The 26010-nt window shown below is 40.8% G+C and carries 21 protein-coding genes; 13 read left to right on the top strand and 8 right to left on the bottom strand.

All coding sequences use genetic code 11. The features are described 5' to 3' along the window. Position 1: 1 nt before the first annotated feature. Positions 2-3223 (bottom strand): efflux RND transporter permease subunit, encoded by a 3222-nt coding sequence (locus DWW90_RS08595; protein ID WP_122344682.1) that lies wholly within the window; start codon positions 3221-3223, stop codon positions 2-4. A gap of 32 nt (positions 3224-3255) precedes the next feature. Beyond that, positions 3256-4467: an efflux RND transporter periplasmic adaptor subunit gene (locus DWW90_RS08590; protein WP_115499625.1), complete on the bottom strand. Its 1212-nt coding sequence runs from the start codon at positions 4465-4467 to the stop codon at positions 3256-3258. Between the two features lie 472 nt (positions 4468-4939). Here DWW90_RS08590 and DWW90_RS08585 point away from each other — a divergent pair, with 472 nt between their 5' ends. From DWW90_RS08585 to DWW90_RS08565, 5 genes are all read left to right on the top strand, one after another. After that, entirely contained in the window at positions 4940-5572 is a 633-nt protein-coding gene (locus DWW90_RS08585; RefSeq protein WP_122344681.1) for a hypothetical protein, read from the top strand. Between the two features lie 65 nt (positions 5573-5637). Beyond that, positions 5638-6693 (top strand): LacI family DNA-binding transcriptional regulator, encoded by a 1056-nt coding sequence (locus tag DWW90_RS08580; RefSeq protein WP_122332801.1) that lies wholly within the window; start codon positions 5638-5640, stop codon positions 6691-6693. A 131-nt stretch (positions 6694-6824) separates the two neighbouring features. Beyond that, the gene (locus DWW90_RS08575) at positions 6825-7637 is read left to right on the top strand and encodes an SDR family oxidoreductase (protein WP_115499575.1); all 813 of its coding nucleotides are present in this window, start codon (positions 6825-6827) and stop codon (positions 7635-7637) included. 22 nt (positions 7638-7659) lie between these two features. Continuing rightward, positions 7660-8832 (top strand): mannonate dehydratase, encoded by a 1173-nt coding sequence (gene uxuA, locus DWW90_RS08570; protein WP_122332802.1) that lies wholly within the window; start codon positions 7660-7662, stop codon positions 8830-8832. Between the two features lie 195 nt (positions 8833-9027). Further along, a complete protein-coding gene (locus tag DWW90_RS08565; protein WP_122344680.1) occupies positions 9028-9876 on the top strand; it encodes a M23 family metallopeptidase in 849 nt (282 codons plus the stop codon). A gap of 7 nt (positions 9877-9883) precedes the next feature. On the opposite strand, the gene DWW90_RS08560 is transcribed toward DWW90_RS08565, so the two are convergent. After that, positions 9884-10483 carry a MarC family protein gene (locus DWW90_RS08560; protein ID WP_115499578.1) on the bottom strand — a complete coding sequence of 200 codons (600 nt, stop codon included), beginning with the start codon at positions 10481-10483 and terminating at the stop codon, positions 9884-9886. A 191-nt stretch (positions 10484-10674) separates the two neighbouring features. Between DWW90_RS08560 and DWW90_RS08555 the strand changes: the two genes are divergently transcribed. From DWW90_RS08555 to DWW90_RS08530, 6 genes are all read left to right on the top strand, one after another. Next, positions 10675-11346: a YitT family protein gene (locus tag DWW90_RS08555; RefSeq protein WP_122344679.1), complete on the top strand. Its 672-nt coding sequence runs from the start codon at positions 10675-10677 to the stop codon at positions 11344-11346. A 102-nt stretch (positions 11347-11448) separates the two neighbouring features. Beyond that, a complete protein-coding gene (locus DWW90_RS08550) occupies positions 11449-12027 on the top strand; it encodes an RNA polymerase sigma factor (RefSeq protein ID WP_233547683.1) in 579 nt (192 codons plus the stop codon). Between the two features lie 56 nt (positions 12028-12083). Next, positions 12084-13244, top strand: coding sequence for a FecR family protein (locus tag DWW90_RS08545; protein WP_122344678.1), 1161 nt, complete (start codon positions 12084-12086; stop codon positions 13242-13244). Positions 13245-13402: 158 nt separating this feature from the next. Then, positions 13403-16789 carry a SusC/RagA family TonB-linked outer membrane protein gene (locus DWW90_RS08540; RefSeq protein ID WP_122344677.1) on the top strand — a complete coding sequence of 1129 codons (3387 nt, stop codon included), beginning with the start codon at positions 13403-13405 and terminating at the stop codon, positions 16787-16789. A gap of 18 nt (positions 16790-16807) precedes the next feature. After that, positions 16808-18523, top strand: a complete 1716-nt coding sequence (locus DWW90_RS08535; RefSeq protein WP_122344676.1) for a RagB/SusD family nutrient uptake outer membrane protein — start codon at positions 16808-16810, stop codon at positions 18521-18523. A gap of 62 nt (positions 18524-18585) precedes the next feature. Further along, positions 18586-19701, top strand: coding sequence for a glycoside hydrolase family 105 protein (locus DWW90_RS08530; RefSeq protein WP_122344675.1), 1116 nt, complete (start codon positions 18586-18588; stop codon positions 19699-19701). A gap of 56 nt (positions 19702-19757) precedes the next feature. On the opposite strand, the gene DWW90_RS08525 is transcribed toward DWW90_RS08530, so the two are convergent. The 3 genes from DWW90_RS08525 to DWW90_RS08515 form a co-directional block, all read right to left on the bottom strand. Beyond that, the gene (locus DWW90_RS08525) at positions 19758-19967 is read right to left on the bottom strand and encodes a hypothetical protein (protein ID WP_115499584.1); all 210 of its coding nucleotides are present in this window, start codon (positions 19965-19967) and stop codon (positions 19758-19760) included. A 10-nt stretch (positions 19968-19977) separates the two neighbouring features. Then, the gene (locus tag DWW90_RS08520) at positions 19978-20448 is read right to left on the bottom strand and encodes a cold-shock protein (RefSeq protein ID WP_122344732.1); all 471 of its coding nucleotides are present in this window, start codon (positions 20446-20448) and stop codon (positions 19978-19980) included. A gap of 198 nt (positions 20449-20646) precedes the next feature. Further along, positions 20647-20952, bottom strand: a complete 306-nt coding sequence (locus DWW90_RS08515; RefSeq protein ID WP_122344674.1) for an RNA-binding protein — start codon at positions 20950-20952, stop codon at positions 20647-20649. A 303-nt stretch (positions 20953-21255) separates the two neighbouring features. Here DWW90_RS08515 and DWW90_RS08510 point away from each other — a divergent pair, with 303 nt between their 5' ends. After that, entirely contained in the window at positions 21256-22101 is an 846-nt protein-coding gene (locus DWW90_RS08510) for a helix-turn-helix domain-containing protein (protein WP_122344673.1), read from the top strand. Next, the gene (locus tag DWW90_RS08505; RefSeq protein WP_122344672.1) at positions 22098-23051 is read left to right on the top strand and encodes a ketopantoate reductase family protein; all 954 of its coding nucleotides are present in this window, start codon (positions 22098-22100) and stop codon (positions 23049-23051) included. The genes DWW90_RS08510 and DWW90_RS08505 overlap by 4 nt, the downstream gene beginning before the upstream one ends. A gap of 540 nt (positions 23052-23591) precedes the next feature. Here the strand turns inward: DWW90_RS08505 and DWW90_RS08500 are convergent. Both DWW90_RS08500 and DWW90_RS08495 read right to left on the bottom strand, forming a co-directional pair. Beyond that, positions 23592-24884, bottom strand: coding sequence for a DNA modification methylase (locus DWW90_RS08500; RefSeq protein WP_122344671.1), 1293 nt, complete (start codon positions 24882-24884; stop codon positions 23592-23594). Positions 24885-24893: 9 nt separating this feature from the next. Next, complete coding sequence (locus tag DWW90_RS08495) at positions 24894-26009, bottom strand: hypothetical protein (protein ID WP_122344670.1); 1116 nt, start codon at positions 26007-26009, stop codon at positions 24894-24896. Position 26010: the final 1 nt, after the last annotated feature.

The raw sequence follows: 26010 nt of genomic DNA, 5'->3' as shown, positions 1-26010 counted from the left end.
CTTATTTTGTTTTTGCGTACTGTTCTATTTCCGTATTCAGGTCGCTGTTGTCCAAATCTTCCCATTCAATCGGTTTGAATTTCTCCTGCAAGTACTGGAATACCACGAACAGGGTCGGCACAATAAATATCTGGCAAATCATACCGATAAACATACCGCCGATAGCAGCAGTACCCAACGTACGGTTACCATGAGCACCTACACCGAATGCGAACATCATAGGTAACAAGCCGACAACCATAGCCAATGATGTCATCAGGATAGGACGCAAACGGGCAGCGGCACCCAAGACGGCAGCCCACGTAATGCTCATACCCATACGGCGGCGTTCGAGGGCGAACTCAACGATCAGAATCGCGTTCTTCGCCAACAGACCCACCAACATGATCAAGGCAATCTGCATATAGATATTATTGGACATCGTACCTAAGATCATCTTCAGAGCCGGGATATTACCCAAAGCGGCCCATCCCTGCACGAACAGGAAGCTACCCATCAAACCGAACGGAATGGAGAGCAATACGGACAACGGCAGGATGTAACTTTCATACTGGGCACTCAGCAGCAAGTAAACGAATACGAAACAGAGCAGGAAGATCAAACCTGTCGTACTACCGCTGGTTTCAGCCTCTTCACGCGCCATACCTCCCAATTCGTAACCGAAACCGGCAGGCAGGTTGGTCGCAGCCACCTCTGCAATCGCTTTCAACGCCTGACCGCTGGTAAAACCGTCGGCCGGAGCAACCATCACCTTCATGGATGTGTACATATTAAAACGGCTGATAATATCCGGGCCATATACCTTTGTCATACTAATGAACTGGGAAATCGGAGCCATCTTATCTCCATTCTTTACTTTGATATTCTTCAGCGATTCCATATTCGTTCTCAAAGTAGGATCAGCCTGTACCATTACACGATACATCTTTCCGAAACGGTTGAAGTTGGATGCATACAAACCTCCGTAATATCCCTGGAGCGTCATCAGGATATCGCTCGGGCTGATGCCCACCTTCTTACAGGCTGCCGCATCGATATCGATCATGTATTGCGGGAAGTTGGGGTTGAAAGTCGTCTGCGCGGATTTAATTTCCGGACGGGCGATCAATGCTGCCATATAATCTTTTGACACATCAAAGAATTTCTCCAGGCTACCACCTGTCTTATCCTGCATGTTCAACTCGATATCACTGGATGCCGAATAACCCGGGATCATAGGCGGAGTAAAGAACAACACCTGTCCATCCTTTATAATCTTCTGCGCACGCATGAACAAACTACCGTAAACAACATCCGAACTTTGCATGATCGAACGTTCATCCCAGTCTTTCAATTTAATGATAAACGAACCGTAAGAAGGTCCCTGACCACCGATAAAGCTGAAACCGGTAATTGCCGTACGTGATTTTACAGCCGGATCAGAAGCGATCAGGCTATCGACGCGCTGCATAATTTCCTGCGTACGTTCCATTGATGTTCCCGGCGGCAATGTCACTGCTCCCATGATCGTACCGGTATCTTCATTCGGCACCATACCTGTCGGCGTAACTTCCATGAAGAAGATCAACAGGGCAATAGAACCGAGAACCGTCCCGAACGCTAACCATTTCTTCTGGATAAAGAATAAGACACGTTTCTTATATCCCTTCAGCAACGAGTCATAAGCCGCATTGAACGATTTATGGAAACGCGTGACAAACGTCGTCTTCTTATTCTCATGCTCTTCTTCATGGGGCTTCAGGAACATCGCACACAGCGCCGGACTCAAAGTCAAGGCGTTCAAGGCTGACAAACCGATTGCGATCGCCATCGTCAGACCGAACTGGCGATAGAACGTACCGGCTGTTCCGCCCATAAAACTTACGGGGATAAACACGGACATCATGACCAATGTAATGGAAACGATAGCACCGCCCAACTCGCTCATCGCGTCGATAGAAGCTTGCTTGGCCGACTTATATCCCTGGTCCAGTTTGGCATGGACCCCCTCGACGACCACAATCGCATCATCGACCACAATCGCAATGGCAAGCACCATAGCACAAAGGGTCAGCAAGTTGATACTGAATCCGATCATTGAAAGCAAGAAGAATGTACCGATCAAGGCAACCGGGATGGCAATAGCCGGAATCAACGTGGAGCGTAAATCCTGCAAGAAAATATACACCACGATAAACACCAGGATAAAGGCCTCCAACAGTGTCTTGATTACTTCATGGATAGAAGCATACAAGAAGTCGTTGGCATTCATGGACACTTCGACTTTCATTCCCGGCGGCATTGTCTTCTCGGATTCCACCAGCAGGTCCTGGATGTTATTGATAGTCTCGGTCGCATTCGTACCGGCCATCTGGTAGACGATACAAGCTACGGCATTATGACCGTTTACTTTATTGGAGAAGTTATAAGTCAAACGTCCCAACTCGATATCCGCGATATCTTTCAGGCGGAGCACTTCGCCGTCGGGAAGGGCTTTAACCACCATATTCTCAAACTCTTCGGCTGTCTGCAAACGTCCTTTGTAACGGATCGTGTACTGGAACGTCTGGTTTCCCTGTTCACCGAAAGATCCCGGAGCCGCCTCGACGTTCTGTTCAGCCAAAACAGTCGAAACATCCGTCGGAACCAAATGATACTCGGCCATCACATCCGGCTTCAACCAGATACGCATGGAATAGTCGGTACCCAACACGTTTGCATCACCGACACCGGGTACACGCTGCACTTCCGGGATCAGGTTGATCTTGGCGTAGTTTTCAAGGAACTTCTGGTCGTAACGGTCTTCCGCGTCATACACGGCAAACACGATCAACATGGAGTTCTGGCGCTTCTGCGTCGTCACACCGATCTTGGTTACTTCGGCCGGCAGCAAACCTTGTGCCATAGAGACACGGTTCTGGACATTGACAGCCGCCATATCCGGATTCGTTCCCTGTTTGAAGTAAATGGAAATATCGGCAGAACCGTTGTTTGATGCATTTGAAGTCATATACATCATATTCTCCACACCGTTGATCTGGTCCTCCAGAGGCGCGATCACACTATTCAATACGGTCTGCGCATTGGCACCCGTATAAGTGGCCCTCACCGACACGGTTGGAGGTGCAATGTCCGGATATTGGGTAATAGGCAAGGTCAACAAGCCTAAGATACCCAGGATTACAATTACGATGGAGATCACCGTAGAGAGCACCGGGCGATTTATAAATCTATCTAATTTCATATTTTCTGTTTTTAACGAACAAATGGAAGTAATTAATTAAAAGCGGTCTTCAGATTACCGTCATGCTGGTCTTTCAAAGCCTGATCGTACTTGGCTTTCTGCTGTTCCGGAGTAATCGGCTCAATAGCCTGGCCGTCTTTCAGCTTCTGTACGCCTTCGATCACGATCTTGTCACCGGACTTCAAGCCGTTCGTAACCAGATAGCTCTTCCCATCATCCAGATTTGAAACCCGGATTTCCGTATTCTTCACTGTGTTGTCAGACTGCAGGACGAAAACGAACTTCTTGTCCTGGATTTCTACCGTAGCAGCCTGAGGAATCATAATGATATTATCCATCGTGTACGGGAAAACGATATTACCCGTTCCACCGCTTCTCAGAATATTCTTGTCATTCGGGAAAATGGCGCGCATGCTGACAGAACCGGTAGACTGGTCGATCACACCGCTTACGGCATCGATCTTTCCTTCTGCATGGTAGAGCGATCCGTCGGACAACTGCAATTGCACGGCCGGCATTTTTTCCAGCTGTTCTTTCAGTGTACCACCGGCTTTCGTCAATCCTAACAGTTCTTTTTCCGTCATGGAGAAGTAAACATAAACATCGCCGATTTCAGACACAGTCGTCAATGGCTGTGCAACGGAAGGACTTACCAGACTTCCGATACGGTACGGGAAAGTACCGACAACGCCGTTCGACGGGCTCGTCACTGTACAGAAAGACAGGTTCTGGCTCGCACTGACCAAAGAGGCTTCCGCCTGGGCCAGACTTGCCTTAGCCGACATCAACTGATTGATGGCTGTCTGATATTCAAAATCACTGATAATCTTCTGATCGAACAATGCCTTTTTGTTCTTTTCGGTCAACGTCAAAGTACTTACATTCGCTTTGGCCATTTCGACGGCAGCTTTCGCCTGCCCTACCGCAGCGGCATACTGCGTCGGATCGATCTGGAATAAAGCCTGCCCCTTACGGACAGTCGCTCCTTCATCCACACACAACTTCACAATAAAACCCGAAACCTGGGGACGGACTTCAATATCCTGCGTACCTCTGATTGTTGCCGGATAGGATGTTGACTGGTCACTGGTTGTTGAACTGACTGTCAGAACAGCATATTCATTATCCCCTAATTTCATACCGCCCTGGCTGTTTCCACAAGCGGTTAATAAAGACACCCCCACTGCAAATAAAGCGATTTGCCTCAATTGGGTAATAGTAGTTCTCAACATTTGTTTATCCATATTCATTATTATATATATTCAATACCTATTCTCTTTCACGTTTAGTTTCACGTTTTCTACCGGGCGAAACTTTAGTTTCATGCCCGTGAAACTTTTGTTCCATGCTCGTGAAACTTTTGTTTCATGCCGATGGAACTTTTATTCCATGCCGTTGGAATGATCATTTTCTGCCTTTAGAACTCTTCTTTTTATACACAAAATTGGAATTTTATCGTCCAATAGTTACTATCAGCGGGCTACACTTGCTAAAAAAACGTACAAATGTAGAATCTTTTTATTGTACTTTTCCCGTTTATACATTCTTTTATACTAAAAAATTGCTTATTTTATATTTCTGTATCAGAGACATATCAAGACTTTGACCGATCGAAAATATATTCGTTCGAATTGCTACATAATTTTAACGGGTAATTTGTTTATTCAATAATTTATCCTAATTTTACGCCATATATAACCTAAATAATCAATTCACATGGAACCAAAGTTTATGATCTCAGAAGTGTTCAGCACTTCATGGAAGTACACTAAATCACAGATTTGGGTACTGGCAGGGCTGTTTATCGGATATTTTATCCTATCATCAATCATCAGTTTGTTCGGCATGCCGGCGCAAGGTTCGATGGTCGGTAAGATTATCGTTAATCTGATCAGTGCTATCATCGGTTGTGTTTTCATGCTGGGATATTTAAAAAACATGTTCCAGACACTTGACGGTGAAGAACCACAATTCTCTGCTTACGGACAACAGTCCCGTAAAATCATCACCTATTTTGTCGCCAGCCTTATTATGGGTATTGCGGTAAGTATCGGAATAATATTACTAATCGTCCCGGGCATCTATCTGGCTATCCGCCTGCAATTTTATTCGGCTTATATAGTAGAAGAAGATTGCGGCATTATGGAATCCCTGCAAAAAAGCTGGAAGCTGACTGAAGGACAGGTAATGCCGTTGTTCTTATTATTTTTGGCGATGATCGGTATTGCAATAGTGGGCTGTATCCTGTTTTTTGTCGGTCTTTTCGTTGCCGCACCACTGATATACATGATGCAGTGCTATACATTCAGAAAATTAAATTCTATTTCGACAACAACAGAACAACAATAATCATTATAAAACAGACAGGCAGCCCGCAAAAAGAAAACTTCTGCGGGCTGTAACTTTTCCAGCTTATGGGTAAGACATACAGAATAAAAGACATAGCAGAAATGTCCGGCGTATCTACCGGAACCGTTGACCGCATATTACACAATCGGGGTAAGGTGTCGGAAGAGGCACAGAAAAAGGTCGAAAAAGTATTAAAAGAGATAGACTATCATCCTAACCTGATAGCACGTTCCCTTGCACTGAAAAAGAACTATCATTTCATCACGCTGATCCCCTCTTTTGCAAAAGGCGAATATTGGGATAAACTGTGCGAAGGCATAGACAAGGCGGAACAAGAGATGTTCAGCTATAATGTTGAAGTCGAGCGCATGTGTTTTAACCAGTATGACAAAGGCAGCTTCGACGAGCTTATCCCCCGGATCGAGAAGGCGGACTGCCAGGGTGTCGTGATTGCAACACAGTTCCGCGAAAGCGTGGTCAAGCTGACCTCCCGGCTGGACCAATTACAGATTCCATATGTTTTGATTGACGCATTCATCGAAAACACGAATTGCGTGGCTTACTACGGGACCAACTCGTATGACTCCGGATACATCGCCGGTCGTCTTCTTTACGAACAGATCAATCCGACAGAGAACATCGCCATCTTCCGCTTTATCCGCAAAGGAGAAATGCAGGTGACACAAGTCATGAAACGGGAAGAAGGTTTCCGTAATTATCTCACAGAAAAGGACTACGACGGACGGATTTATTCCGTACAACTGCATGCCGACGAACCGGAAAAGAACACTCAGGTCCTGGATGCTTTCCTCAAGGAACATCCGGAAGTCAGTGCCGGTATCATATTCAACTCGCGCGCTCATTTGTTAGGTAAATATTTCCAGGCAAAAGGAGAAAAGTTCAGGCTGATCGGTTATGATGTGATCGATTCGAACATCACCTGCCTGAACAACGGCAATATCACCCATCTGATCGCCCAACGGCCGGAAGTACAAGGATTCAATTGCATACGGGCTCTGTTCCGCCATCTGGTCCTGAAAGAGAAAGTCGAGCAGATCAATTACATGCCGATCGACATTCTGATAAAAGAGAATATCAAATACTACAACAATTATATTTGAAAACATAAAAAGGTATTTTTTCCTTGTTTTCTTTTTGTTTGATAAATAAATACTATACTTTTGTGCCCGATGTGTGCGCGAGCACAATACAACAGAAACAATGGAATTATCACAACATAAACAATAAAAACATGGCTAATTTATTTTGCGTTAAAGACAAAGTCGTTATCATTACCGGCGGAGCCGGAATCCTTGGTCGGGGTATTGCAGGCCACTTGGCTGAAGAAGGTGCTAAAATCGTGATTCTCGACCGTGCAGCAGAAACAGGAGAACAGATTGTTGCCGAAATCAAGGCAAAAGGAGGAGAAGCGAGCTTCTACCTGACTGACGTGTTGAACAAAGAAGTCCTGGAACAGAACAAAAAAGACATCTTAGCTAAATACGGCCGTATCGATGCATTGCTGAATGCAGCCGGCGGAAATATGGCAGGTGCGACTATCGGACCGGACAGCACTATTTTCGACCTGAACATAGATGCATTTCGCAAAGTGGTTGATCTGAACCTGTTCGGAACAGTTCTTCCGACAATGGTATTTGCCGATGTAATGGCACAACAGAAAGAAGGCGCAATCGTTAATTTCTCTTCCGAATCAGCTTTGCGTCCGTTGACACGCGTGGTCGGTTACGGTGCTGCCAAAGCGGCTATCTCCAACCTGACTAAATATCTGGCTGGCGAACTGGCAATCAAATTCGGTGAAGGTTTGCGCGTGAATGCGATCGCTCCGGGATTCTTCCTAACTGAGCAGAACCGTACTTTGATGACTAATCCGGACGGTTCTTATACTCCGCGTGCCGAATCAGTCATTGCACATACTCCGTTCAGACGTCTGGGTTCACCGGAAGAATTGTTCGGAACAATCCAGTATCTGATCAGCGACGCTTCTAAATTCGTAACCGGAACAATTGCGATTGTAGACGGTGGGTTTGATGCATTCTCTATTTAATCCTAATTAATAACAAGACATTATGTATTTATGCGAACAAACTTGGCGCTGGTACGGACCAAACGATCCAGTTAGCCTTTCCGATATCCGCCAGGCCGGCGCAACCGGAATTGTAAATGCCTTGCACCATATCCCGAACGGAGAAGTATGGACAGTAGAGGAAATCCAGAAACGTAAAGATATGATCGAAGCTGCCGGCTTGCGCTGGAGCGTTGTGGAAAGTGTTCCTGTACACGAACATATCAAGACACAGAGTGGAGACTTCCAGAAATATATCGATAATTATAAAGAAAGTATCCGCAATCTGGCTGCTTGCGACATTCGTGTGATCACGTATAACTTCATGCCGGTTCTGGACTGGACGCGTACCAACTTGGCTTACACCATGCCGGACGGTTCCAAGGCGTTGCGCTTCGAACGTGCCGCTTTCATGGCTTTCGACCTTTATCTCCTGAAACGCCCTGCAGCCGAACAGGAATATACGGACGAAGAAAAAGCAATCGCAAAAGCCCGTCTCGATGAAATGACGGAAGACGACAAGGCATTGCTGATCCGGAATATGATCGCAGGTCTGCCCGGCTCGGAAGAGAGCTTCACACTGGACCAGTTCCGTGCAGAACTGGACCGCTACAAAGATATCGACGCGGAAAGACTTCGTGCCAACCTGATCTACTTCTTGAAAGAGATTACTCCGGTTGCCGACGAAGTTGGCGCACGCATGGTTATCCATCCGGATGATCCTCCTTATCCTATTCTCGGTTTACCACGTATCCTGAGCACGGAAGAAGATTTCTGCAAACTGATCGAAGCGATTCCGAACAAGAGCAATGGTTTGTGCCTTTGCACCGGTTCGTTCGGTGTGCGTGGCGATAATGATCTGGCCGGTATGATGAAACGCTTCGGCGACCGTATCGACTTTGTCCACATACGCAGTACAAAACGCGACGAAGCCGGAAACTTCTACGAAGCAAACTTGCTGGAAGGCGACGTAAATGTTTATGAAGTTATGAAAGCGCTTCTCGAAATCGAGCAGGAGCGCGGTTGCTCGATCGCCATGCGTCCGGATCACGGCCACCAGATGATCGATGACTTGCATAAAAAAACAAACCCGGGTTATTCCTGCATCGGCCGTCTACGCAGCTTGGCTGAATTACGCGGTTTGGAACTGGGTATTGCCCGTTCTTTATTCAAATGATAAGTGAGTAATCACAAATAGTTTGGCATTCAAAGGCTTCCGAAGCAATTTCGGAAGCCTTTTTTCACTCAATCCCTCTCAAATTCCGATACAATAATAAATATAAAGAAATCGGAATGATATGTAAACAAATAAAAAGGAGATATTTTCTTTAGCCGTTTTTCCCTATTTTTGTAGCGCTAACAATTTCACAAGATGTTTAAAACACACTATAGTCTACTGTTAATCATCATATTATTTGTATTAAGTGCCTGCCACTCTTTGTGGACGGCTCAAACGCAACCTGTCCCGCAACAAGAATCAATTTTGGTCCTGCCGGTAACAGAAGTGCCTCTTCCTGCCACAGATTTCGCTTTTTTGTTCCCGGAAGAACCGGAACTGAACCCGCAAACATCTCCACGCAAAAATATAACAGAGAACTTTTCAGCCAGAGAGAAAAGCGATATCGCCGTAGCGGATCCGAAGCTGATGGCTGACGAAACATCCATGCTGATCGACCTCAGCCTCATACAAAAAGAGGATTATGCATTTCCCTTACCCGGAGCCAAAGTAATCTCTCCTTATGCCGGGCGCAGAAGACATCATTCGGGTGTGGACTTGAAAACTTGTGCAAACGACACAATCGTATCCGCTTTTGAAGGGATCGTCCGTCTGGCAAAACCTTACTACGCATACGGGAATGTAGTCGTAGTGCGCCATTATAACGGGTTGGAAACCGTCTACAGCCATAATTCCAAAAACCTCGTTAAACCGGGCGACCACGTAAAAGCAGGCCAGCCGATCGCACTGACAGGACGCACCGGACGGGCAACAACCGAACATCTCCATTTTGAAGTACGGGTGAACGGACAGCATTTCAATCCGAATATGGTATTCAATCTGGAAGAAAGAAAACTAAACGACCAGTGTCTGGTATTTACGAAAAAAGGGAACGGCATTGCTGTTAAATCCGTAAACTTGATGCCTAACCAGTTAGCCGGAGATTACAGCAGCTATTCGGTTGTCCCAAAAGGACAGGTAAAAAGCAAAAAGGAAGCTTTATAGTTCCTATTCAATGCCCTTGTATCGCTTCCATCAACAGATTGATATTAACCGTGAACAAGCGGACCGATATTGCCAGTAGAATAATGCCGAAAAACTTCCGGATAATATAAATTCCGCCTTTCCCGAAAAAACGTTCGATACGAGTCGTCATACGGACAACAAAATACACCCATACCATATTCAGTATTAACGCAATCACGATGTTGACATTGGCATATTCCGCCCTCAAAGACAACAACGTAGTAAATGAACCGGCGCCGGCCAGCAGAGGAAAGACCAGCGGCACAAGCGTCGCCTCCTTTATCGGACCCTGGTTTTTAAAGATTTCTATGTCCAGGATCATTTCCAGCGAGAGCAGGAAAATCACAAACGATCCCGCCACTGCAAACGACTCGATATCCACATGGAAAAGCCGCAGCAAAACATCACCCGCATAAAAGAACCCGATCATCAACAAAAAAGAGATAACCGTAGCCTTCATGGCGTTCACATCCTTACCTTTTTCCTTCAGATTGATGATAATTGGTATAGAACCAATTATATCAATCACAGCAAACAATACAATGAATGCACTGATCATCTGCTGAAAATCAAAATGTTCAAACATAAGATACCCTGTTTAGTTGCTCTAAAGATACAAAATCTTTCTATCCTTCCGGCGAATACACAATAAAAATAGCCCTCACGAATAATGTTTTTTAGCCCAAAATACATATTTGCTTCACAAAAAAATAACGACATTTGCATACACTTAATTGCGGGAAGCAATTAGATCTGATTAAATTATTGTCGTGAGATATGAATATAAAAATCATTTTAAAAAAGTATTTGGTATTTATCATCGGATTATATTTTTTAGCAGCCGGAATTGTATTAATCATACACTCTACATTAGGGACAACTCCCATTTCAAGTGTAAACTATGTATTAAGCCTCAACAGCCCGCTTTCTTTAGGGACTTGCACTTTCATTGTCAATGTATTACTTATATTAGGCCAATTCTGGCTTATACGCGGAACACAAAGCCGCCAGGACAGGATTTCGATCCTTCTGCAAATCCCGTTTTCATTCCTCTTTTCTGCCTTTATCGATTTTAATATGGCAATAACAGAAGGTTTACAGCCTTCCAATTACATCATGTCGATCGGGTTATTATTGATCGGATGCGTTGTCCAGTCTATCGGTGTCGTGTTAGAGATTAAGCCTCAGGTAGCGATGATGAGTGCCGAAGGATTTGTCAATTATGCCTCACGCCGTTATAACAAAGAATTCGGCAAGTTCAAAGTCGTATTTGACTTTACCCTGGTAACGATTGCAATTCTACTATCGCTGATCTTCACACGACGGATTGAAGGAGTCAGGGAAGGCTCGCTGATAGCCGCTTGTATCACCGGCTACATAGTCAGTTTCCTGAATAACAAAATCATGACGCGAAAAATGCTTTCAAGGGTTACATCCATACTGAAATAACTAATAAATAGCTTAATAGTGATACATAACAAATGGTTTTCATTCCGGAATAGTATTTTTTACTACATTTGTATTCAATAAGAAAAGAAGATCCGTTTTTGAGTGAGTAATATAAGCGAACACGACGAAAATAAAAAAGCAAACGACGAAGAGGGGCAGTTCCTGCTATTTTCATTCCTGAAAGGAGACAACAATGCTTTTTCATTGATATATAATAAATATGTCGACGAACTGTTCGCCTATGGCATAGGGTTAGGATTCGAACGGGAAACGCTCAAAGACGCGATACAAGATACTTTTTTCAAGTTCTATATAAACAAGAAGCAACTGGAAGGAATCACACATTTGAAATACTATTTATTCCGAATGCTCAAAAACCGCCTGTTCGACATCTATAAATCCCTCAATAAAGAAAATATCGTTGAAGCTCCGGACTTACCGTTTTTAATCGAACCTTCTGTTTTAGATGAGTTGATCGCCAATGAAGACAAGCTGGCTCTTGAAACAGAAATAAAGACTTTACTGGAAATCCTGACAGATAGACAGAGAGAAGCTGTCTATTTACGCTTCATACAAGAAATGGAGTACGAAGATGTGGCAGACCTGTTGGATATGACCGCCCCTGCTGTAAGAAAACTTATATCCAGAGCAATAAAACGCATGCGTGACGAAAATATTTAGAAAAAATGGGAACAAAAAAAATTCCGGATCGTCTATATTATGAAAATTAATCGAATATGCTATCGAATCAGTGGTTACAGAATAAGTCTTTTATACAATGGAGATTGTTTCCGACTCAGGAAGACAATCTTTATTGGGAGCAATTTATTAAGGTAAACCCACATCTGACAGATGAGATAGAAGAAGCGATAAGCATCTTAAAATCAATAAAATTGAACACTCAAAAACTTTCTCCGGAAGAGAAACGGAACTTATTTGATTTAATACAGAAAGATATAGAAAACAGGAATAAACGACGTCGATTCCAGATATATCTGACAGTATCAGCAGTAGCCTGTGCCGCCCTGCTTCTGGTTCTGTTGCAACCATTCTTTTCAGGCAAGAATGAAGTTCCACTCGAAAACCTGCTTGTTGTAGCAGACAGCAGCACTGTCAATCAAAAAGATATACAATTAGTGTTGGCCAATAACAGAACTATCACATTCGAAGAAGATGCAGATATTAAATATGACAAGAAAGGAGAAATCACCGCAAACGCAGGAGTTGAACAAATAAAAGTTTCAAAAACAGAAGAAGAAGAAACTGCATTAAACACCTTGATTGTTCCCAAAGGGAAACGATCGAGCCTGACGTTAGCCGACGGTTCCAAAGTTTGGGTTAATTCCGGCTCCACACTTAAATTCCCGACAACATTCAAAATCGATAGAAGAGAAATCTGGGTCGACGGTGAAATATATATTGAAGTTGAGAAAAATAAGGCCAAGCCTTTTTATGTCAACACCTCCCACATGACTATAAATGTCGTGGGAACTCAATTCAATGTCACAGCCTATGATGAAGATACAGATTATTCAGTCGTATTGGTGGAAGGATGTGTGGATGTCAGCATTAATAAAGAAAAAGCTCGCTTAAAGCCCAACCAGATGTTATCCGTATCGATGGATAAAATATCCGTCCAACAGATAGATGTCAATAATTATATCAGTTGGAAAGAGGGTTACCTTCAGTTTGCAAGCGAGCCGTTATCCAATATATTAAAACGTTTGTCCCGCTATTATGATACACCCATCGATTATGATGAAAACATTGCACAACTGAAATGCAACGGGAAATTAGTTTTATTCGATAACCTGGAAGATGTCATGAAAACCATATATAACACGATTCCGATTAAATATTCGCAGAAAGCAGATCGGATATTGGTACAAAAGAAATAGGAATAATCACATTTGCTAACAATAAGTCTAATTTAAATTGAAATGCCTATGAAACATCCATTATGAAAAAAAGTATGCCGGACAATATTGCAGTATTACCCGGCATAAGATTCCAAAGTTATTATCACGTACTAAACTTTTAAAATCACTACAAATATATGAAAATAAATCATTATCTCGATAGATCGTGGTTTAACGGTCTACGTTATACCTTACATATTATGAAAATCATAATCATTTTATTGGTCTTAAGCATTGGATATTCATTTTCTATGACCTATTCTCAAAATACGTTACTTTCGCTCGACGTCAACAAGCAGTCGATAAAAGAAGTAATCGGAGTTATTGAGAAAAAGTCGGAGTATGTTTTCTTTTTTTCCGACAATGTCCGTCAAGACTTGGAAAAGAAGGTTGACATAAAAGTCAATTCTAAAACTCTTGATGTTATTTTGAATAATCTTTTTGCCGATACAGATCTGGCGTATACCATAAACGACCGCCAGGTTTCAATCGCCAAATCAAAAAAGGCAAATTCCTCTTTTCCGATATTACAGCAAGAGACAAGAACCATTACCGGGACAATTGTCGATAACACAAAAGAACCTTTAATCGGTGTGAATATCGTGGTGAAGGGAACAACTACAGGTACTGTGACCGATATAGATGGCAGATTCTCGTTGTCTGTCGCGGAAACAAATCCGGTACTTGTTATTTCCTATATCGGTTATCAAACACGGGAAATAAAAGTGGGCAGCCAGTCAAACCTGAACATTACGTTGGAAGCAGAGACATTGGGACTTGAAGAAATTGTCGTAGTAGGATACGGAACCGTTAAGAAGAAAGATCTCACCGGTTCGGTCTCCTCTGTCAACTCGGAAACAATTTCCAAATCGCCCGTTACAAGTGCAACTCAGGCCATCCAAGGACGTCTTCCCGGTGTATTCGTATCCAATTCAACAACGAAACCCGGTGAAAGCGCTTCTGTTGTCATCAGAGGTAAACGCTCTATCAGCGGTAGCAGCGATCCTCTTTATATCGTGGACGGTATTCCTGTCGTGGGAGGTCTCAATGAAATCAGTCCTTCGGACATTGAAACGATAGATATTCTTAAAGATGCTTCTGCAACTGCGATCTATGGTGCAAGAGGTTCAAACGGTGTTATCCTGATAACTACTAAAAAAGGGAAAGCCGGAAAAACCCAGGTCGACTATAACGGATACATAGGTTTCCAGACCGTGCTGAACCAGTTGGAATATATGGATGGTGCAGCTTATGCGGAAACCGTTCGCGAATCCTACCGTTCCACAGGTAAATATCTCTCGGCAACACCAAGTTGGGAAGAAGACCAGAAGATCGGGTCTTTCGCCAACGATCCTTACACGTTGGAGTCTTTACGAATGGCCTACGATGAAAACGGCAATTACGATCCTTCAAAAGTCCGCTCAGGCAGTAAGTGGTGGGATGCCGTACAACGTACCGGTATGGTTACCGATCATCAGCTGAGCGTACGTGGAGGTACAGACAAAACCAGCTTCACATTCAGCGGTTCATACTATGATTACAAAGGGCTTGTTAAAGATGAAGACTTTTCACGCTATTCAATCCGTTTGAATCTCGAACACTCGGTTAATAAATACATCAAGTTCGGGGCATTTACAGGATATACCCACTCCACACAGGAAAGAGGTTCAACCCTGTTCAACTCTTGGCGTGTCATGCCTATGGGACGTTTTTATGACGACGACGGCAATCTGTTGGAAAAAGTCTCAGGGACGGATGACCAATGGCGTAACCCATTGCTCCGGTTAGCTGAAGGAGCAGTCTCGAATCCTTTAAAGATAAACCGATTTATCGGTAGCTATTATGCCGACATCACATTACCGCTGAAAGGACTCCGGTTCCGTACGAATTTAGGTATAGACTATGAGACCAGACAGGATTATAATTTCCAATCGGCTGAAGCACGGGGCAATACCATGAACTATGCCAGAAACGGTACGGAAAACAGATCCATGTTTACCTGGGAGAACTTGTTGTTCTATGACAGAACTTTTGAAGATCATACGATCGGTGTTACCTTGCTCCAATCAATCAATGAATACCTCCGGGAATATAACAAAATACCTGTCCAGGGGATCCCCGCTGACGAATTGTTATACAATGACGTTGGTTCCGCTTCCAATCCCGAAAAAACGGAAAGCGGTAAGACACAGTGGAAGTTGGCCTCCTTCATGGCTCGTTTGAATTACAGTTTTAAAGGGAAATATCTGGCTACCGTCTCAGCCCGATATGACGGGTCTTCACGTCTGGCAGAAGGACATCAATGGGTCGCTTTTCCGGCTGCGGCATTGGCTTGGCGTATTAATGAAGAGTCATTCATGCAAAATGCGACATTCCTCAGTAACCTGAAATTGCGCATGGGCTACGGTGTTGTTGCCAGCTCGGAAGTAGATCCTTATGAAACAAAAGGAACATTGACACAAAAGCCTTATAATTACGGCAGCGAATCGATCTTTGGCTATGCTCCTGATAAAATGCCTAATACGACATTGACCTGGGAGACTACAGGCCAATGGAATGCCGGTTTTGATTTCGGATTCTTCGGAAACAGGCTTAACGGAACAATTGATCTGTATTTACAAAACACAAAAGACTTGCTGTTAGACAGACAATTGCCCATTGTTTCCGGTTTTAACCAGATAAAATCGAATGTAGGAAAGACACGTAACAAGGGAGTTGAGCTTACGTTGAACTCACTGAATGTCAACAACAAGAATTTCACATGGTCGACAGACTTCATGATGTATGCCAATAAAGAAGAGATCGTAGAGTTATATAACGGTAAAGAAGATGATCCTGGTAGCGCCTGGTTCATCGGTGAAGCAATCAACGTATTCTATGATTATAAGAAAGTCGGTATCTGGCAAGATACTCCGGAAGATCGTGCCGAAATGGAAAAGTTCAATAAAAACGGAAGTAACTTTTCTCCGGGAACAATCCGACTGTGGGATAATGGCGATTACAAAATCACTTCTGACGACCGTGTTATCCAAGGACAGCAAAGACCTAAATTCATATTGAGTTTAAATAACACATTCAGATATAAAGATTTTGATTTCAGCTTCTTCTTCGAAGGTAACTTCGGTGCTATGGTTAAAAACAACATCAGTTATCTGAACCAGGCTCACAGAAACGGTAATGTGAAAGTCGATTACTGGACTCCGACAAATCCGACAAACGCATTTCCCCGTCCGATCGAAGGTGTCGATTATCTCCCGTATTATGAAACGTTACATTACGAAAAAAGTGATTTTATTAAACTTCGTAACGTAACCTTGGGATACACCATTCCAAGTCAGATTACAAAGAAATGGGATATCTCACGTTGCCGTATCTATGTTCAGGCACAAAATTCATGGATGTGGACAAACTTTAGCGGAGTTGATCCGGAAAATACGCTGAATCAAAGTGTCGACGGAACATATGCCGGCTATACACGTCCAACCCCCTCAACCTGGTTGGTAGGTCTTAATATAAGTTTTTAATCAAAAAAATAAGAAACAATGAAAGAATCTAATAATATAAAGAAGATCGTTCTTCTTAGTCTGGCAAGCGCATGCTTCGGACTGACAAGTTGTGATGATTATCTGAAGGAGAAAGACCTTCCCCGTTTAACTCCTGATTATTATGGGACTGTTGCAGGTGTTGAATCTGCGGCTACAGCGACTTACAGCTTTATGCGCTGGGGAGCGGGAAACGAAAGATATAATGTACTGACAGAATACGGCACTGATCTATTCACACAAGGAGAAGATCCAGGAAAGCAAGCTGACGCCTTCAACAAATACGGAAGCCAGTTGAACCCGGATGCCAGTGTTTTATATGAATTCTGGGAAAACCATTATAAAGCGATTAATACTGCGAACTTAGTAATTCAGCAAGTAGAAGGCTCTACCTCGATGACGGAAAACCAAAAGCAAGTGGCTCTCGCCGAAATGTCTTTCCTTCGTGCATTTTTCTATTTCGAACTGGTACAACAATTCGGAAATATACCTTTGGTATTGGATGTATCTTTCGATGTGAGAACTGATTTCCCGCGTGCTTCAGTCGCCGACATTTATAATCAGATCATCAAAGACTTGGAGTATTCGGTAGAATATTCTCCCGAGAAACCGGCCAAGACAGGAAAAGCCGCCAAATATGCCGCCGCCCACCTGTTAGCCAAAGTGTATCTTACACGCGGAAGTGCAGTCAGCGACCAACGCGGACAGCAACCTACAGATATGGAAAATGCTTTGAAATATGCCAAAATGGTCATTGAAAGCGGGCAATATGAATTACTGTCTGATTTCGCCAGCTTGTGGGATATCAATAATCAAGGCAACAAAGAAGTGATCTTTTCAGTCCAGTTCACTACCGATCCTGTTTACCGGGGAGACGGTAATACCTTCCATTTATATTGGGGTTCCTGGTATGAAGACCAACCGGGTATGAGGAGAGACCTTGAAAACGGGCGCCCATACAGAAGGCATCTTCAATCACAAAGAACAATGTTGCAATTGTTTGACCGTAAAAACGACTCCCGTTTCTACAAGAGCTTTAAATGGGTCTATTATGCCAACCGCGAAGGCGCAGGACTGGAAGTGGGAGATACTGCTATCTATTATAGTATCAACCCGACTACAGAAACGTATCGTTACAAATATTTCGCCTGGGATAGAGAAGATGTTACTAAAAACAACCGCTACTATCCTCCCCTGCTGAAATATTTCGATCCTTTACGCTTATCCGTAAATGACGGACAAGGGGGACGCGAATGGGTCAAAATGCGTTTGGCAGAAACTTATCTGATTGCAGCGGAAGCAGCCGGGCGTAATGGAGATTTCCAGACGGCAGCCGACTATATCAATATAGTCCGTAAACGTGCAGCATGGCAAGATGGCGAAACCAAAATGCCTCAATACTGGCGTGAAGAAGGCGGACAAATGGGAGATACCAATAATACCTTTGCAAGTATTCAAGTAACGGCGGCAGATCTCCAAAGTAACTTCATCGACTTCATATTAGATGAACGCGGACGTGAACTGTTAGGTGAAACCAGCCGTTGGACTGATTTAGTACGATGCGAAAAACTGGAAGAGTACGTTAAAAAATGGAACACTGAAGGAGCCGTAACCTTCAAATCACACCATAAACTTCGCCCGATTCCTCAAAAGCACATAGACCGCTTGAATCCAAGAGGTACGGATGCTGAAGAACAAAATCAAGGTTACTATTAATTAAATATGTCTAATCGAAGCTACCCGAATTCAACGGGTAGCTTCCTATTTATTAAACTAACATGAAAACAAAATTCTTTATTCCATTAGCATGTCTATTATTTTTTACACAATGCGCAACGAGTTCCAAATCCGATTTCGACAACTTTCCGGAAGGCTATACACCTAAAGAAATAGGGAAACTGGTAAGCAAACGATTTGTTTCTACCAAGCATATGTTTCATAACAAGAACGGAAAAGATGGCATCCATTATGCAGAAGTTTGTACTTGGTATGGAGCCTTAAAATATGCGACTGTAACCAAAGACAACGAGCTGTTCAAACAACTTCAAAACAAGTTCGAACCACTATTTACCACTGAAGCGGACTATCGACCGCGCATGAACCACGTAGATTTGAATATGTTTGGCTGTCTGCCGCTTGAGTTCTACCAAATCACAAATGACAAACGTTATTTGGATATGGGTATGCCATATGCAGATACGCAATGGCAAGTGCCTGACAGCGCAACAACTAAAGAGAAAGAATGGGCCGAAAAAGGATTCTCCTGGCAAACCCGTCTATGGATCGACGATATGTTTATGATCACGATCATCCAATCACAAGCATACAAAAGCACAGGGAAAAGAGAATATATAGACCGGGCCGCCCGTGAAATGGTGATGTATCTGGATGAACTCCAACGTCCCAACGGCCTGTTCTTCCATGCTCCGGACGTGCCGTTTTTCTGGGGACGTGGAAACGGCTGGATGGCTGTAGGCATGACAGAATTGCTTCGTTATTTACCGAAAGACAATAAGGACCGCCCCCGCATATTGGAAGGATATCTCTTAATGATGAAAAGCCTGAAAGAATATCAATTGCCGGGCGGCATGTGGAATCAGCTGATAGATGATCCTGAATGCTGGCCGGAAACATCAGGCACAGCGATGTTCACATACGCCATGATCACAGGTGTCAAATCGGGGTGGCTGGATAAAAAAGAATATTCTCCGGTTGTGCACAAAGCCTGGATGGCATTAGTTCCTTATATCAATGAAGAAGGAGATGTTACAGAAGTGTGTGTCGGAACCAATAAAAAGAATGATAAGCAGTATTATTATGACCGTCGAAGAATAGCAGGTGACTATCATGGACAAGCGCCTGTACTTTGGTGTTGCTTTGCATTAATGGAATAGCTTATCATTCAAATAAAGAGCGGTTGTCTTCATCGACAACCTTTTCTTTTATCATTCTATACCTTAGAGCTATGCAGCTTTTTGTAAAGTTCTATGCGGACATCCCTCTCTGCTTGCGACAGGTTAGCAGGGAGTTCGATTGTCGTACGCGGGCTAATAGCGACAAGCACCACTTCCCCTACTCTTTTCTTATGTTCTTTCAGAGCATTCTTTGTTAACTGACTGGATAAATTTGCATCCGACCTCATGGTCTCACCTTTTTTCATATCTTAAATTTTATTTTTCGTTTTCCGATTCATTTTCAAGACTAATATTTATAGCATTCATACCTCTCAGGCCCCGTTCGAGGTCAAAGGTAACAATATCATTTTCAGAAATATCGGCAAGAGAATTATTGCTCACATGGAAAAAGTATTTCTCATTACCATCAAGGTCTTTAATAAAACCATAACCTTTCGATTCATTATAATAATCTATGCGTCCTCTCAGAACGGAAGGGGTCTCTATGTCTTCTTTTTTAGGGACTGATATAAGAATTTCTTCCTGCTTTATCTCTTCTTTGTTAGGATTGAATTCCGGGGGAGTAGATGTTATGACTCCATTTTCATCAACATAAGCGATCATATCATCAAAGCTACTGGCTTTCCCAAGCAACTTTCTATCTTCTTTCTTCTTTTGCTTTTCTGCTCTTCGGGCTTGTTTCTTTTTTTCGTTTTCTCGTTTATTAAATGTTACGGATTTTGCCATGTAATATATATTTATTTTATTAATTATCAATCTATCATATAAAGACTTGAGTAGAATGCAAAAAAATTTCTAACACAGGAAAATACAGGATTTGAGAGTCCTGATATTGCATTAAGGGGCAGGTGCTAACTAAACTGTAAGGAAAGAATATGTCAAAAACCTGTTATAATTTTTGACATATCCTCATATAAAAGAAAACTAATATCTTCTATTGTTATAACCTCCTCTATCACGGTATCCACCACCGTTTGAAGGTCTTTCCGTCCGGGGACGTGCAACGCTTACTGAAATAACTTTCTGTTCCAATTCCGTTCCGTTAAGCGTATCGATTGCTCTTTGGCCCTCTGCATCGTTCGGCATTTCTACAAAGCCGAATCCTCTGGATCGCCCTGTTTCTCTGTCCATAATAACTTTTGCAGAAGTAATTTCTCCATACTCCGCAAACAGATCATTTAAGTCAGCATCATTAATGCTATAGTTCAAGCCTGTAATGTAAATGTTCATTTGAAATTTTATTTTTATTAATTACTAATAGGGTATGAGGAGGAAAATTAATGGAGAGACCTACTTTTTGAAAAGAAGAACTATACGATAATAATACGTAACTCAAACTCTGATACAAAGATAATACTATAAATCGGATAAGCAAGTTTTATTGTTCCATTTTAAAAGAAAAAGCACTTTGCATATCTATTTAACAAGCTTCTAACTTTTCGACTGTGCTTTTTGCATTTTTGTTAGAATGTCCCTTTTTTACACCTAATATCAATCTAAGAAATCTTACTTTTGCCTGATAGTTAAGGCAAAATGGAGAAAATCCAAGTAATACAACCAACCAAATTGCTCGCTCCTTATATAAAACAATATTGGTTTTTAAGGATAGATGAAATAAAACGAGGCTTTCAACGTTCTATTCCGGCAGGCTGTGTAGCACTTGTTTTTCATAGAGGGAACAAAATTATTTCTTCTTTCCATAAAGGAATACAACCCCAATCTTATATAAGCGGACAAATCAGTACTTATTCAGACATAGAGTTTTCTTTTTTAGATATGGTCATTATCCTATTTCAGCCTATCGGATGCAGAATGTTTTTTCCATATCCTATGGAAGAATTTGCGAATCAAAATATAGGCATTGATTTGTTAGATAATACCTATTTAGTAGAATTGGAAGATAAAATAAATGAAGCATCTGATACTTATCAAGCGGTTAGATTGATAGAAGAATATTTATTAAATAGACTATGCAAAAATATTCCATGCAATGCCAATAGGATTATGACTACTGTTCAAAATATCAATGAAGGAGAAGGAAATATATCCGTTTTATCTCAAACGGCTTGTTTAGGATATAAGCAATTCAAACGGATATTCGCCGAATATGTAGGACTAAATCCAAAAGATTTTATTCAAATCACACGATTTAGGAAGACATTCAATATTTTGCAATCAACTCCACAAATCAGTATAAGTAAAGTTGCCTATGATTGTGGATACTATGATAAATCACATTTAATAAAGGAGTTTAAAATGTTCACAGGTCATACCCCTAAACAGCTACTTGATATTTGTGATACTTATACCGAAAATCTATCAGTATTCAATTCTGTTTTTATCAACGAAAATAAAGAACTTAATAACATCGCTTTATGAAAATATTAATATACGGTGCTGGCGTAGTAGGTTGTACTTATGGCTGGCAATTATCCAAAGCAGGGTACGACATTACTGTATTAGTGCGTAAAGGACAAAAAGAGGTTGTACAGAAAGAGGGCATTCACATTACTTGTTCGGACTTTAGAGAGAAAATAAGAAAAGATACAGATATAGTTTTTAAGCCTACAGTAATAGATGAGCTTTTGTCAAACAATGATTTTGAATATATCATTGTCTCCACCAATAAATTGCAACTATCAAGCATATTGCCCATTCTTTCAAAGTCTGCAGGAAAAGCGAATGTCGTATTTTTCCAAAACAACTGGGATGCTTTTACAGAAATAGATAAATATCTCAAGCCTGAACAATACTTTTTTGCCTTTCCTTTTATGGTCGGGGGTGGGAAAGATGATAAAAGCATACATTGTGCCATTTCAGGTCTAAAATATTCCAATACTCCATTAGGGGAAAAAGATGGACGAATAACTCCACGAGTAGAAAGACTTTTCGTAGCACTGGATAAAGCAGGCTTAAAACCAGTTATTTCTAATCAGATAGTAGTATGGTTAATTACACATTATGCTGTTGCAGCCGGTCTTTCAGCCGGAATAATGAGTGCCGGAAGTGCCCCCCAATTTATAGAAAACACACCTATTATAAAAATTACAATGAAAGCTATTCGGGAAGGTTTAGCTATTTGCAAAAAAATGGGTATCAATCCTAACACAGAAAAAGCAAACAGACTATACTATTTACCCTTATTTATCTGCGTGCCAATAGCAAAGAAAATTTATAGTAATGATGCTTTACAACTTATGTTTGAAGGACATATAAATCATTCTCCTGCAGAAATAAGGCAAATGATAGATGACATAATAGATAGTGGTGTAAAATATAGTATTGCAACTCCTAATTTAGCTCAATTAAAAAGTTATATATCTTCTTGAGCGGATAAAAAAAGCCCTGAAATCTTTAAATTTCAGAGCTTTGCTTTAATTTGCTATTTGCTTTCGCGGTGCGTACGGGACTAACGGATTTTTCAATTGCTTTTGATATTCAGTAAATTATAAATCTTCTCCGAAAAAAGCACCTGATTTTGCACCTACATAGCTTCTATGTTTTTCTGATAGGAATTTGCCTTGTTCCAACAATACAAAGATGGAGCTTTTATTTAAATAATCAAGTCAAAATGAACATTTATTTAAAAGATTTATAATCCGTTTCTACTGATATTTTTACAGACATCAAGAATTGTTCTTTCTTCTCAAATTGATACAATATCGTTACCAATAAATCAAAAGTTTTTTTTCAATACTAATATTGAGAATGAGATTTTAGGAAAACAATCAGTAAATCTATTTCTAATATACCTCCATTCAGAGAATTATAGAGCAATTTTCATTACAAATAAAACGATCAAGTTTCTAATTACAATTTCCTTCATTGAAATTAAGTTTTGAGATATTCTTGTAATCTATTATTAAAATTCAATAATCAATAATTATCACACTTTCACGAAGTTTTTTGATTTTATCACTTTGCTGTGGACTAGTTTTTAAGTCCCTAGCTTTTCTTATTTCACGAACTTTGAACCCACAAGATTCCGCTATATCAGCAATTATGTAATCAACTGGCACTTCAACACCATAATAAGCGGAATTGGCTACATTGAAATATATGATTCCACCTTTGCGCATTTTTTTTGCAAATTCTGAGAATAAAAATTGCATATCTTCAAAATAGGCGCATATCATATTTATGATATCTGAGTTCCATGCGTTTAACTCATTGTTTGACATTTCTAAAAGGCTATTTTTAAGTCTTTCATTTTCTATCGGAAGTATTTTGTCATATGGAACTTGTACATGAGAACGTAATGTGTTTTTACGCAATTCACGAAGTTCTTCATGAGAATTAATTAGTTGCAGTACTTTTAGTTCCAACATATAAATATCCGTATAATCTCGTGAATTAAGATATGGAGGAGATGTTATAATTAAATCAATCTTACCATTGGGAACATGCTGTATATTTTTACGTACATCTCCTATATAACATATGTCAGAATTAGATACAGTAGAACTGTTTTTTGAGATTATCCTTATATCCTCCGCGAAAATAGAATTTAATTTATCAAGAAAAAAGTTATGAATATCTTTTCTACTAAAGATTCTATTCTCCCATCCTTTCTTATATGATAGACATTTACCGTTGCGGAACAAATTACTAGCTTGAACAATAATTGAGGCCAATGCTATTGTAAACAATCTTCTGTATTCTTCGTCATCTACGACTGTTCTAATAGCATATCTAATATCTAAGATGCCATCAATGGCCGTATCATGAAAATTCCATTTCTTTGTTTTCTCCGTTTTTACAATTGTATCTCCAAATGGCAAAACTTCTACTTTTCGAATATTACGGCTTGTGCGAGATAGTTTCTTTGTTACAACATTTACATAAGATTCAAACGTTTCAACATCATATTTTCGCTCTAACTTAACCGTTGATAAAAGGTACATGAAAGGACTAACTTCAAAAGAATAGCACCTAATATTATGATTCTGCAATTCAACAGGTGTTGTACCGCTACCGCAAAAAGGTTCTAATGCACATGATGGTACAAAAGATAATTCATTAAGAATATCCTCTATAAACTCTTTAGAGTATCCTTCAACAAATGGATACCATCTATGCACAAAAACATTCTTATTTTTGTCAAACTGCATTATTGAATGATATTTCTCGGTGCAATCTATAAAATTATAATCCTTAAGCATCGTTGTAAATCAATTAGGGTGTTCATTTATCACTCGAAAATCATCAATCTTAATATGTTTATAAAAAGATGGCCTATCTTTTTCTGGTATTTTATCAATAGACATACCCACTCCTGTATCAGGCAAAGTTTCATTTCTAGCATCAAATACCGCAAGATATCCTAATTTAACATCTATATTCTCTGCTAATAATTCTGTGATGTATTCAGTGGATTGCTTAAATGCATCCGGTACTATTCGTGGTTTGGCTTTATATTCAGTACCAAAATCCTTACCAGAAGGATGTATGCTAGTTCCAACCCGTTTTACTTCTATAAAATATAGACCTTGCCCATCTTCATCAATCATGACAATATCTAAACGTTTTAGATTTTCAAGCATACCTTCCTTAGGAATAAAGAATACATTTAGCTTTTCTTTTAAAAATAGGCGCAAATCATCTCTAAAACAGTCTTCAGGAGTGTTTCTCAGTAACTGTTTATTCGCTTCAATAAATTTATCTTCAGAAAGTTCTGATTTTACATCTACTCTTAAAGATTTCAAATGACTTTTTTCAACGAAGAATTTTGAATAAGTATCTCTAAGTTTTAAACGTTTCCTATATTCTTCGAGTACTTCTTTTAATTCTGTCAGAGGCCTCTTTTGAATAAACGAATGCAATGTTGAGCTTTCATAAAAAATTGAATCCCCACCATCACGTCCATTAACAAAATAGTTAATGATGCCATCAGAGGCCAACATAAAAATAACTATGCCAGATTTTGACATTTCTGTAAACAATCGGCGAATTTCATTGTTGTTATTATGTAATTCGTTATTTGCTTCCACTATTTTTAATTCAGAATCTATAACTATATGACGATTCTGAATAAATAATGGATTGGCAAAAAGTTTATCTATAGCACTATCTGCTTCAGACGTAAGATTTTGCAAATCTTCTTCTAATATCACAAAATACTTAAAGCTATTATCGTTATATTTATCCCTCATTGCCTTTATAAGAGAAAGCATAAGCTTAAAATTATCATCAGCCTCTAAACCATTAGATGCAGCATCAATGATACTAGCCTGATTGCGCTTTAATAACTCTTTAAAGTTATCATCTTGACTGAATCTTGTTTTCATG

The organism is Parabacteroides sp. AF17-28 (genome assembly GCF_003479205.1).
Taxonomy (GTDB): Bacteria; Bacteroidota; Bacteroidia; order Bacteroidales; family Tannerellaceae; genus Parabacteroides; species Parabacteroides acidifaciens.
Note: the sequence above shows the minus strand (reverse complement) of the source record. Positions and strands in the feature narration are given on the sequence as shown.

What these genes read in the sequence shown, in the direction of transcription:
- DWW90_RS08595 (WP_122344682.1), bottom strand. Translation starts at nt 3,223, where the DNA reads ATGAAATTAGATAGATTTATAAATCGCCCGGTGCTCTCTACGGTGATC.
- DWW90_RS08590 (WP_115499625.1), bottom strand. Translation starts at nt 4,467, where the DNA reads ATGGATAAACAAATGTTGAGAACTACTATTACCCAATTGAGGCAAATC.
- DWW90_RS08585 (WP_122344681.1), top strand. Translation starts at nt 4,940, where the DNA reads ATGGAACCAAAGTTTATGATCTCAGAAGTGTTCAGCACTTCATGGAAG.
- DWW90_RS08580 (WP_122332801.1), top strand. Translation starts at nt 5,638, where the DNA reads ATGGGTAAGACATACAGAATAAAAGACATAGCAGAAATGTCCGGCGTA.
- DWW90_RS08575 (WP_115499575.1), top strand. Translation starts at nt 6,825, where the DNA reads ATGGCTAATTTATTTTGCGTTAAAGACAAAGTCGTTATCATTACCGGC.
- uxuA (WP_122332802.1), top strand. Translation starts at nt 7,660, where the DNA reads ATGTATTTATGCGAACAAACTTGGCGCTGGTACGGACCAAACGATCCA.
- DWW90_RS08565 (WP_122344680.1), top strand. Translation starts at nt 9,028, where the DNA reads ATGTTTAAAACACACTATAGTCTACTGTTAATCATCATATTATTTGTA.
- DWW90_RS08560 (WP_115499578.1), bottom strand. Translation starts at nt 10,483, where the DNA reads ATGTTTGAACATTTTGATTTTCAGCAGATGATCAGTGCATTCATTGTA.
- DWW90_RS08555 (WP_122344679.1), top strand. Translation starts at nt 10,675, where the DNA reads ATGAATATAAAAATCATTTTAAAAAAGTATTTGGTATTTATCATCGGA.
- DWW90_RS08545 (WP_122344678.1), top strand. Translation starts at nt 12,084, where the DNA reads ATGCTATCGAATCAGTGGTTACAGAATAAGTCTTTTATACAATGGAGA.
- DWW90_RS08540 (WP_122344677.1), top strand. Translation starts at nt 13,403, where the DNA reads ATGAAAATAAATCATTATCTCGATAGATCGTGGTTTAACGGTCTACGT.
- DWW90_RS08535 (WP_122344676.1), top strand. Translation starts at nt 16,808, where the DNA reads ATGAAAGAATCTAATAATATAAAGAAGATCGTTCTTCTTAGTCTGGCA.
- DWW90_RS08530 (WP_122344675.1), top strand. Translation starts at nt 18,586, where the DNA reads ATGAAAACAAAATTCTTTATTCCATTAGCATGTCTATTATTTTTTACA.
- DWW90_RS08525 (WP_115499584.1), bottom strand. Translation starts at nt 19,967, where the DNA reads ATGAAAAAAGGTGAGACCATGAGGTCGGATGCAAATTTATCCAGTCAG.
- DWW90_RS08520 (WP_122344732.1), bottom strand. Translation starts at nt 20,448, where the DNA reads ATGGCAAAATCCGTAACATTTAATAAACGAGAAAACGAAAAAAAGAAA.
- DWW90_RS08515 (WP_122344674.1), bottom strand. Translation starts at nt 20,952, where the DNA reads ATGAACATTTACATTACAGGCTTGAACTATAGCATTAATGATGCTGAC.
- DWW90_RS08510 (WP_122344673.1), top strand. Translation starts at nt 21,256, where the DNA reads ATGGAGAAAATCCAAGTAATACAACCAACCAAATTGCTCGCTCCTTAT.
- DWW90_RS08505 (WP_122344672.1), top strand. Translation starts at nt 22,098, where the DNA reads ATGAAAATATTAATATACGGTGCTGGCGTAGTAGGTTGTACTTATGGC.
- DWW90_RS08500 (WP_122344671.1), bottom strand. Translation starts at nt 24,884, where the DNA reads ATGCTTAAGGATTATAATTTTATAGATTGCACCGAGAAATATCATTCA.
- DWW90_RS08495 (WP_122344670.1), bottom strand. Translation starts at nt 26,009, where the DNA reads ATGAAAACAAGATTCAGTCAAGATGATAACTTTAAAGAGTTATTAAAG.